The sequence below is a fragment of the Parablautia muri genome (assembly GCF_009917485.1).
Classification (GTDB): Bacteria; Bacillota; Clostridia; order Lachnospirales; family Lachnospiraceae; genus Suilimivivens; species Suilimivivens muri.
The window spans coordinates 1-10,382 of record NZ_QZDT01000081.1 but is presented as its reverse complement, the minus strand read 5'-3'; the positions used below and the strand labels follow the sequence as shown (position 1 = coordinate 10,382).

Here is a 10,382-nt window from a genome sequence, read left to right as displayed (position 1 = left end):
GAGCTTCACTGCCTGTACTTTGTATTCGTGGTCATATTGTCTGTTTTCTGCCATTTTGTTCACTCCTTATTCTCTTGATTATATCTCAAATCCTTGAGAATGTGGTGTCAACTTTTTTTATACCACATCATTCAGGAACTTACGCCTACCATTGTCAATGAATTTGTGGACAGGGTTATGGTACACAAAATAGAAAAAACAGACGGAGACCGTGTGCAGGAGATTGAGATTTTCCTGAATTATATCGGCAGGGTGGAGCTTCCGGCGCTGGAGCTGTCCGAGGAAGAAATGGAAGTGGAAGAAAAGAAACGGAAACGCCGCCAGTACAGGAGGGAATACCAGAAAGCCTACCGGGAAAAGCACAGACCGGAAATTCGCCGTGTAATTGAAAGCGCAAAAGAAGCAGACAGGAAGAAGCAGATAACGGAAGCGGAGATATCAACAGACGTACTCCTGCATACGGACAGCACGGAGCAGGTTGCGACTATGGTGGCAGGGAAAAACAAGGTTTTTATAGAGGGCAGCCTTCCGACCAAAGAGGAAGTAAAAACAAACTATGGTAGATAATTTGATAAAAAATAACAACCATGAAAGTGAGGATTTTGATATGACAAAGATCAGGGATTACAACATGAACGGGACAATCATTTTAGGCGTGGATGCAGGATATGGGAACTATAAGACGGCAAGGTGCTGTTTCCCGACTTCCGTGAGCAGGAGTGACCAGCCGCCTATTTTTACGAGAAATTTTCTGGAATATGACGGCGGTTATTACACCATAGGCGAGGGATACAAGGATTTTGTGGCGGAAAAGAGCATGGATGATGATAATTATATCCTTACCCTTGCCGCCATTGCAAAGGAGCTGAAAGCGAGGGAACTGTCAACTGCTAAAATCCACCTTGCAGTGGGGCTTCCTTTGAAATGGGTGCAGGCGCAGCGGGATTCATTCCGTGAATATATGCTGCAAAACCGCCAAGTGGATTATAAGTATGCAGGAAAGCATTATGCGGTTGATATCGTGGACTGTACGGTCATGCCTAAATGTTATGCGGCGATAGCGGAAAATCTGCCGGATTTTAAGGGTATGCACATGATAGCGGATATCGGCAACGGGACAATGAATGTAATGATACTTAACAACGGAAAGGCAAGCGAAAGCAAATCTTGGACGGTAAAGCTGGGGGCAAATGAATGTTTTATGGCGATCCGTAACCTTATTCTGGACAGAAAGGCGGAGGAGGTTCCGGCGGAGATTATAGAAAACTATCTGCGTTACGGCGACACAAAAGTAGGCGAGGAATACCAGCAGCTCATGGAAGAAGCGGCAAAACCCTATGTGGATAAGATATTTGCGGAACTGAAAGCGCACGGCTATAATCCAAATCTCATGAAACTGTATGTCATGGGCGGCGGTTGCTCTGTTGGAGAAGCTGATTGCTAAAGTTATGCAGAGAGTGATGGATATAGCGGAAAAAGTTACTGGCAAAGTTACTGATGCACAAAAGGAAACGATGAAAGAAATAGAAATTCATACCCACGCAAAAGATGAGCCAGTAGTTCAGCCGGAAAGGAAGAAGATACCATTTCCTGTAAATCCGCAGCGTAAGGCTAAAACAGATGCACAAAATAAAACAGAACAGCTACAGCCCCCCAAATACAGCGACAGTCAAAAAATCCGTCATTGAGCAGATGAAACCGGAGCAAAAACCTGTTCCTGGTGAAGCAAAGCGGCTGGATACAGAAAGACCGCCGCAGCCAAAACTTTCCATGCTTGCAAGCAAATATCCCCGACTGAAAGAGATAGACAGTAAACTCAAAGACCAGAACAAGGCAATTTTTGAGAGCGAGAAAAAGCGTGATAAGCTGAAAAAGGAATTATCTGAATGTACGGGTATCTTTAAGGGCGGCAGACGGAAAGAATTACAGCGGGAGATTGACAGTATCGACAAACAGATTTTAAATATGAAAAAGAGGCTTTCGTCCATTGTGAAGGAATATAAATTTGACTCCGTGCAGGCTTTCTATAAAGAATTTAATGCAGCAAAGAAAGAGAATCTTGCGTATCAGGCGACTCGCGCTGAGTATGAGAAAATTTACGGAGAAAAAGTAGCGAATACCACGAGCGTCAGGGACAGACTCCGACAGAAAGAGCAGATAGTAAAAGAAAGGGAAGCAGGCAGGGTGCATCAGGCAAGGCAGAAGGATAAGGGGGCGAGGTAGTAAAGCATAAACAAGGAATTCAATAATAGTTATCATGATTTTTATATTATCATGACCTTTGATAATAAAGTTGACAAATTTAATATATTTCAAACAAGACCATGATAACTATTCTACCCACGACATTCCCGGAGGGTGTGTCACAAATTATAAATTTTTTAGAAAAATTGGGTTTCTACTTGATATTAGACGTTTAAACGTCTAATATTGTATAAAAGCTGATGGAGGGATAGAAATGGAATATATATCGGTAAAAGAAGCATCATTAAAATGGGGAATTTCGGAGCGAAGAATACAGCGCTTATGTTTAGAGGAAAGGGTAGCCGGAGCAATTAGGTTTAGCAGGGTTTGGATGATACCAAAAGATGCAGAGAAACCAGCAGATGCCCGCATAAGAGAAGAAAGGATGAAAAGACATGAATAATGTTTTGTTTATTGATGATGATTTAGGTTTAAGGGGGATGTTAAGATGAAAAAGATATTTTTGGTTGAAGATGATAAAGCAATTTCTAAAAATCTGATGCTTCTGCTTCAGTCAGAGGGATTTGCAGTCAGCCGTGCTTCCACACAGGGAGAAGCAATCTGTATGCTTGCAGAAGGCAGATTTGACATGGCGTTAGTGGATATTTCTTTACCTGATGGGACTGGTTTTGCTGTCTGCACAGAAATCAAACAGACACAGAATATCCCGGTTATTTTTCTGACAGCATCCGGTGATGAGGCAAGTGTCGTGACAGGGCTGAATATGGGGGCAGATGACTATATAACCAAGCCTTTCCGTCCACGGGAGCTAATTGCAAGGATTAGGGCTGCTTTGCGAAAAACAGACTGTTCGCCTGCTGTTTTTGATAGAAACGGACTTTCTGTTGATGTTGCCAGTGGTATTGTGAAAAAGAATGGGAAAGAGGTATTCCTTTCTGCGTTGGAATATCGTTTACTGCTGGTATTTGTCAATAATCCCCGGAATATCATCACACGGGAGCGGTTGCTGGATGAACTGTGGGATGCCGCAGGGGAATTTGTCAATAATAATACATTGACAGTCTATATTAAGCGACTGCGGGAAAAGATTGAGGATAATCCGGCAAAACCGCAGATTATACTGACCGTTCACGGAACGGGATACCGGTTGGGAGGCAGTGATGTTTCGGAATAAAGAGGTCAGAGAGGTTGCCAAATTATTTCTTACCCTAACATTCATTTTTACAATAGTGGGATTTATACTCTGCCCGGCGGCGGGGATATTGGAGCTTGTTTCGGCGGCTGTATTGGGAATTGTATTTTATATATTTACAAGGGTACGCTATAACAGGATCGCACAGCTTTCAGAGCAGATTGATATGGTGCTTCACAATGCTGAACATCTGTATTTCAGTGAAGCGGACGAAGGTGAACTCTCTATTTTACAGAGCGAGATCGTTAAGATGACCTTGCGTATCCGGGAGCAGAATGAGGCATTAAAAAGTGAAAAAAAGCATCTGTCAGATTCCCTGGCAGATATTTCCCACCAACTCCGTACTCCGCTTACATCAGTGAATATCATTCTGTCGCTGTTGGAAAAGAATACGGATAAAAGGGAACAGAGGACACTGCTTCGGGAAGCAGGGGAATTGTTTGGGCAGATGGATTTTTTGCTTGCATCCCTGTTAAAGTTATCCCGTCTGGATGCAGGTATCGTAATTTTCAAAAAGGAGCAGGTAGATATAAGCAATCTAATATCGGTTTCACTCCGGCCTTTTTTAATTTCAATGGAACTGCATAATATTCAGATACAGACTGACATACCGGAGGGAATAAAAATTTCAGGCGATTTCAAGTGGCTTTCAGAAGCATTCCAAAATGTGATTAAAAACAGCATAGAGAGTGTGGGGGATAACGGAAAGATTCAAATTGCCTGTGAGGACAATTCCCTGTTTACACAAATTACATTTCATGATGATGGAGCCGGATTTGAAAAGGAAGATATACCGCATTTATTTGAGCGTTTCTATCGTGGGAAAGATGCAGATGCCACGGGGTATGGAATTGGACTTGCCCTTTGCAGGACTGTTATCATGCGGCAGGGCGGGACTGTTACCGCTAAAAATCATCCGCAGGGCGGAGCTGTATTTTATGTCCGTTTTTTAAAGTGACGAATCTTTCACCTGAATGTGACAGTTCAGTCACTAAAATGTCACAGAAAAGTAAGTTCAAGATCCTATGATATGGGTATAGCAAGCTAAAGGAGGCTCATAAAATGGAATTTTTGAAGGTTGAAAATTTGTGTAAGGTCTACGGTAAGGGTGAAAATACGGTCACTGCGTTAGACCATGTTTCCCTGACTATTAATAAGGGAGATTTTACAGCTATCACCGGCACTTCCGGATCTGGAAAATCTACACTGCTTCATGCGATAGCGGGAGTGGATGTTCCCACAAGTGGAAAGATTTACCTGGACGGGCAGGACGTATACGCCCAAAACAGTGAAAAGCTTGCCATATTCCGCAGACGGCAGGTGGGATTGATCTATCAGTTTCATAATCTTATTCCCACGCTTAATGTGGTAGAAAATATTACGCTGCCTATTCTCATGGATAAAAGGAAAGTCAACAAAGAGCGGCTGAATGATCTGCTGGAGCTGTTAGGGCTGCAGGAGAGAAAGACACATCTGCCCAATCAGCTTTCGGGCGGACAGCAGCAGCGTGTTGCGATTGGGCGTGCCCTGATGAATGCACCGGCAGTGATGCTGGCAGACGAACCTACGGGTAGTCTGGACAGCCGTAATGGACAGGAAATTATTCGTCTTCTGAAAGAAAGTCATCGTAAATATCATCAATCGCTGATCATTGTTACGCATGATGAAAATATTGCTCTGCAGGCAGACCGTATTATCAGTATTGCAGATGGAAAAGTGGTAAGGGATGAAAGGCAGGTGGCACAGTCATGAATATTTTTCATAAGGTTGCCCTGCAGGGACTGAAGAAAAACCGCACCCGTACATTTGTGACAGTTATCGGTGTGGCATTATCTGCTACATTATTTACCACAGTTGCCACTTTTGGAACATCGCTTTTGCAGTATCTGATCAATGGCTCTGCTGCCAAATGTGGCAGTTGGTACATTGATTTTGTAGATGTGGATTCAGACTTTGTGCGGGAACGGATAAGCGATTCTCAGGTTACGGACGCAGTGGCTTTTGAAAATATTGGTTATGCCCTGTTGGACGGCGCAAAAAGCACCGATAAACCTTACCTGTTTCTTGCAGGCTTCACAGATGAGGCGTTCAATCAATTACCGGTTACGCTTATTTCCGGCAGACTTCCCCAAAATGATATGGAAATCATAATTCCCAATCATGTTTCCGTTAAAGCGGGTGTACGGATTCCGGTAGGAGAGACTTTAAACCTTCCGGTTGGCAGCCGTGAAGCGGATGGAAACATACGGACGCAGCATGATCCATATACCACCGGCGAAATGCTGAACATTGCAGGGGAGAAAACGTATACGGTCGTAGGAACTTATGAAAGAGCCGGATTTGAAGAACATGATTCGCCGGGATATACAGTGATTACAAGATCGGATGCAGCCAATACGACAGGGCGTTACAGCCTGTTTATTACTCTTGACAGCCCGAAAAAAGTAACTGCATATATGAAGCGTTTTGCAGGTTCATTGCCTTTTGTCTTGAATGAGGATGTACTGCGTTTTTATGGCGTGTCGGAGAATACCCTGTTTAATGCCATTATGTTTGCAGTCGGAGGGGTATTAATTGCAATTATTATGATTGGATCAGTTTTCCTGATTTACAACTCGTTCAATATTTCCCTGAATGAGCGCATTCATCAGTTTGGCATCCTTATGTCTGTAGGGGCAACTGCCAGACAGTTAAGAAGCTTGGTTTTGTTTGAAGGGATTTGTATTGGTGCGCTTGGCATCCCATTTGGCGTGGCGTGTGGTATTGGGGGCGTTGCCCTGGCGCTGCCGGTCGTTGAAAAAAACTTTGCTACCATTTCCACCAGCAATGTGCCTCTTGATTTGTCTGTGTCTGCACCGGCGCTTGCCGCCGCCATAGCAGTCAGTCTGGTTACGATCTTGATCTCAGCGTATATTCCGGCGAGAAAGGCTGCTGCTATCCCTGTGATGGAGTGTATCCGCCAGACAGGTGAGATCAAAACCGAGGCAAGGGATATTAATATTGCTAAATTATCTAAACGTGTTTATGGTTTGGAGGGGATGCTGGCCCTTAAAAACTTCCGGAGGAATAAGTGCCGTTACCGCAGTGTCATACTGTCCCTGACTTTGAGTGTTGTATTGTTTGTAACAGGCAGTGCTTTTGGCAGTACTCTGAAAGGAATTGCAAAGGAACTGACGGTGGAGGCGGATGGCGATATTTCGTTCTATGCACAGGAAATTCCGCAGGATGAACTGATCATGCTGCATGACAGATTGAAAAATGTGGATGGAGTCCGTAAAAGCACATGGCAGGCCGATCTGCTTTATTCAGGCACAGTGGCAGGTCTTCCTGATGATTTCGCGGGCGGTCAGTTTCACACGACTGATGAAATGCCGGTATATGCCCAGTTTATCGAGGATGCTGTTTATTATGAATTTATAGAAAGCCTTGGGTTTCCCAAAGAAGAATATAGCGGACAGGATGCAAAAGTCCTTGCTGTTATTTTGAATACCTCAGAACATGAAGTTTTTTTCGTGGGGCAGGAGATGGAGTTTACCCTTTATTCTTCTGTAGGGGAACAAACGAAAACGGTCTGTACGACTGTTGTGAGTGACTATCCTTTAGATATGCTTCCATTTGATTCTACACCGCAATATTTATTTTTTATGGTGGTTCCCTGGTCAATGAATGCCGATTTTGACGGATTGGAGGAAGCTTCCAAGTCGGGGCTGGCTTTTTGGGCGGATGCACCCGCACAGACAATGGCACAGATTCAGTCCGGGATTACAGATTCAGGGATTACCCGTGATTATACGCTGGTCAATCTATCTTCCGCAGTTGACATGTTCCGCAGCATCACTTTTGTTGTGGATGTATTTACTTACGCATTTGGCATTATGATTTCTCTGATTGCGGTTGCAAATGTATTTAATACGATTTCAACGAATATCCGGTTCAGGAGGCGGGAACTTGCCATGCTGCGTTCAGTTGGGATGTCGGAACGTGGTTTTAACCGGATGATGAATTTCGAGTGTTTCTTTTATGGGCTGCGTACACTCCTGTTTGGAGTGCCGATTGCAGGTATTCTTTCGTGGCTGATCTACAAAGGAATGGTAGCGAATGAACAGCTTGAAGGATTTGCATATCATTTTCCGTGGCAAAGCATGGCAGCCAGTATACTTGGCGTATTTTGTATCGTTTTCATTACGATGGTGTATGCTACCAGTAAGGTCAGAAAAGAAAATATCATTGATGCGCTTAGAGATGATATGGCTTAAAAATAAATACCTGTTAAGCGAAAGCAGGAATTGTTGCTGTTTTGAGAAAATATTTACCATCTTGCAGGCAATCTGATGTTTGTCTGCAAGATGATAATTTAATAAAAGTGGGAGCCACTAAAGGAGAAAGATTGTTATGTGGCAATTTGCGTTTCTTTTATTTTTTGTTTCAGTTTGTATATTTGCAGCAATTATGCTGCATGACTCCAGGACATTACGGAGTGGAGCCTCATTTTTATTCATGATGATGTGTCTGGCGGTTTTACTGTTTTTTATCCTATCTGAATATGCAGAATGGCTGGCAGTGCATGATTTAGTGATTGGAATATTGATCATTATGCTTATTATGACAGTAGGCTGTATTATGGCGTTTCCGGCAGTATTGATTCTTGTGTTTTTTGTGGAAGGAATAAGGGTTATCAGGCACGAGGGGATAAAGCCGGCAAATTTGTTGTCAATGTTGTTTTCCCTTCTGCTGTGTATTTATCTAGCAGTCTGGCCGGCGATTGGAAATTTAGGGAAGAACAGATTAGGGACAGCGCTTTATAAAATGATCAGTTTTTCAGCAGTATATGTATTATCATTGCTGGCTATGTATTCACTTTCTGCGGTGCTTAATCTTTTCCATCTGAAAAAGAAAAGAAACGCAGATTATATTGTTGTGCTGGGAGCCGGGATTATTGGAGATAAGGTCACTCCATTGCTTGCAGCGAGGATTGAAAAGGGGATAGAATTGCTGCGTTATAATCCAAATGCTGTATTGATTATGTCCGGCGGGCAAGGCTCTGGAGAGGATATTCCAGAAAGTAAAGCGATGGCGGCTTATGCGGCCAGTCAAGGCGTGGATACGGAAAAAATCATCATGGAGCAAAAATCTGTATCAACACAGGAAAATCTACGTTTCTCAAGGGAACTGATGAATAAACAGAAGCCTCAAATTATTATCGTTACAACTGCCTATCATGTATTCAGGGCATTAATATTGGCAAAGCAGCAGGGAATAAGATGCGTGGGATTTGGAGCAAAAACAAAATGGTATTTTACATTAAATGCTTTTATTCGTGAATTTATCGGGTATTTATGTTTATCATGGAAAAAACATACTTTTGTAATAATCATTGTGATCGGTATTGTACTATTAGTTAATATTGTATGAAATTCTCAATTAGTATTTGGAAGGTGATCATTATAAGTAAGGTAGTAGTATTGTACTTTTCAGAATATGAAGAAGATATTTGCCAGAGGATATTGAATATTATAAGTGAAAGCTCTCATTTCGAAGGCTGTAATATGATTCAAGTGGAAAAAAATCTTAATTTTGGTGGAATGAAGCTGAACTTAGCAGAGAAGAATGTAGTCATACATGGAGCGGAGGTTATACTTACCAACAGAGAGTTTGCAATACTGTATTTATTGGCGCAGAGTCCCGGCAGGATATTCAGCAAAGAGCAGATTTATGATATTGTCTGGCAGGAACCGTATTCCGGCGATTACAATATTGTCATGAGCCATATCCACCACATAAGGGAGAAAATAGAGGACAATCCGAGCAAGCCGCTTTACATACAGACCGTATGGGGCTATTGGCTATCACTTCAACAAAAATTTAAGCAGTGTTCTGTAAAATAGTAAATACAGATGCACGAACTATAAAAGGAAATGTCAGAGACAGATTTTGGGATATCAATAACTGCTGAATTTTAGGAAAGCAACGCAAAATAAGATGTACTGTAGTGAGGTAGAAACTTTATTATGGTGCATCTTATTTTTGGGCTATTGAACTCAAGGTGATTATCGACTGTTTTCTGCTACGTTGGAATCTGATTAAGGTATTGGTTGAGATTGTCTGGTTATACTTGTTTTCTTTATAAAGTTTCTCTATAAAGTTTACAAATACACTTGACAATCTTTCTCTGAGCTGACCGGAGGGAAGGGCATCACATTCGCAACAGGCACACCGATCAGTAACAGTATGACGGAGCTTTACGTGCGCCCGTAAGGGCATATATCAAATGCCGCCTTGAGCAAGCGGCGGGAAGAAAAATATCGAAGAAAGGCAGGTGAAAAAAATACCCCGTCATCCCACGACTTATCCGGAAGGGGAAACCCGATGGGGAGTGCAGCATGTCGTTGCCGCAGAAAGAGGCGGATAAAGGTCAGTCAATAAGTTTCTGAAACCTGGCCGATATGGGGATGAAAATCTGCGTATGAGGACGAAAGCTAAACTGCTTGATTGACAGCCAAAGCTGGGACTTATCGTGCGTCTGCATACGAAAGGAACTGAAACGTATGTCATTCTGGCGCTTGTCATGTGTATAGGGACAAGCGTGTGATATTCAGGATGCAGCGCCTCCAGATAGAGGGAAATGGCGAACGTCACGTGGGAAAACCCCTTTACCGAAAACACAGAAAGCTCATGTTTGATATATGCTACCGGGGATTGCCTAAACCCGCAGCCAGCGGGCAGGGCAACACAGCTTCCATAGTAGTCCGAGAACCCTGAATCAACAGGGACAGCCGTAAAAACGGAAGCGGGAAAGCCGCTCACATGGCGAAGGGAAGCAGTCTGTTTCTTCAATACAAAAATGAAAGGATGGTGTGTGAGACACTATGAGAAAGCCAACTGATGTATTGAATAGTGTTGCTGCCCATTTATTCTGGCTTCAAATAAATCTGATTGATTGTCACAGAATTAACCGATATAATGACATCAGCATAGAGAAAGAGAA

The 10,382-nt window shown here is 42.8% G+C and carries 11 protein-coding genes; all 11 read left to right on the top strand.

What is annotated here, in order from left to right:
• The first annotated feature begins 99 nt into the window (after positions 1-99).
• The gene (locus tag D5281_RS22905) at positions 100-567 is read left to right on the top strand and encodes a DUF4368 domain-containing protein (RefSeq protein ID WP_277935568.1); all 468 of its coding nucleotides are present in this window, start codon (positions 100-102) and stop codon (positions 565-567) included.
• The gene (locus tag D5281_RS22900; protein ID WP_277935567.1) at positions 557-1,444 is read left to right on the top strand and encodes a ParM/StbA family protein; all 888 of its coding nucleotides are present in this window, start codon (positions 557-559) and stop codon (positions 1,442-1,444) included. Before D5281_RS22905 ends, D5281_RS22900 begins: the two co-directional genes overlap by 11 nt.
• The gene (locus D5281_RS26200; RefSeq protein WP_277935566.1) at positions 1,425-1,688 is read left to right on the top strand and encodes a hypothetical protein; all 264 of its coding nucleotides are present in this window, start codon (positions 1,425-1,427) and stop codon (positions 1,686-1,688) included. The genes D5281_RS22900 and D5281_RS26200 overlap by 20 nt, the downstream gene beginning before the upstream one ends.
• Complete coding sequence (locus D5281_RS22895; RefSeq protein WP_277935565.1) at positions 1,621-2,223, top strand: hypothetical protein; 603 nt, start codon at positions 1,621-1,623, stop codon at positions 2,221-2,223. The genes D5281_RS26200 and D5281_RS22895 overlap by 68 nt, the downstream gene beginning before the upstream one ends.
• Before the next feature lie 235 nt (positions 2,224-2,458).
• The gene (locus D5281_RS22890; protein ID WP_004058712.1) at positions 2,459-2,647 is read left to right on the top strand and encodes a hypothetical protein; all 189 of its coding nucleotides are present in this window, start codon (positions 2,459-2,461) and stop codon (positions 2,645-2,647) included.
• Between the two features lie 45 nt (positions 2,648-2,692).
• Entirely contained in the window at positions 2,693-3,379 is a 687-nt protein-coding gene (locus tag D5281_RS22885) for a response regulator transcription factor (RefSeq protein ID WP_160562240.1), read from the top strand.
• Positions 3,366-4,355, top strand: a complete 990-nt coding sequence (locus tag D5281_RS22880) for a sensor histidine kinase (RefSeq protein WP_160562239.1) — start codon at positions 3,366-3,368, stop codon at positions 4,353-4,355. Before D5281_RS22885 ends, D5281_RS22880 begins: the two co-directional genes overlap by 14 nt.
• A gap of 104 nt (positions 4,356-4,459) precedes the next feature.
• Positions 4,460-5,149 carry an ABC transporter ATP-binding protein gene (locus D5281_RS22875; RefSeq protein ID WP_160562238.1) on the top strand — a complete coding sequence of 230 codons (690 nt, stop codon included), beginning with the start codon at positions 4,460-4,462 and terminating at the stop codon, positions 5,147-5,149.
• A complete protein-coding gene (locus D5281_RS22870) occupies positions 5,146-7,653 on the top strand; it encodes an ABC transporter permease (RefSeq protein WP_160562237.1) in 2,508 nt (835 codons plus the stop codon). The genes D5281_RS22875 and D5281_RS22870 overlap by 4 nt, the downstream gene beginning before the upstream one ends.
• 241 nt (positions 7,654-7,894) lie before the next feature.
• Positions 7,895-8,809, top strand: coding sequence for a YdcF family protein (locus D5281_RS22865; RefSeq protein WP_277935564.1), 915 nt, complete (start codon positions 7,895-7,897; stop codon positions 8,807-8,809).
• A 134-nt stretch (positions 8,810-8,943) separates the two neighbouring features.
• Positions 8,944-9,282: a winged helix-turn-helix domain-containing protein gene (locus D5281_RS22860; protein WP_330585269.1), complete on the top strand. Its 339-nt coding sequence runs from the start codon at positions 8,944-8,946 to the stop codon at positions 9,280-9,282.
• Positions 9,283-10,382 lie beyond the last annotated feature (1,100 nt).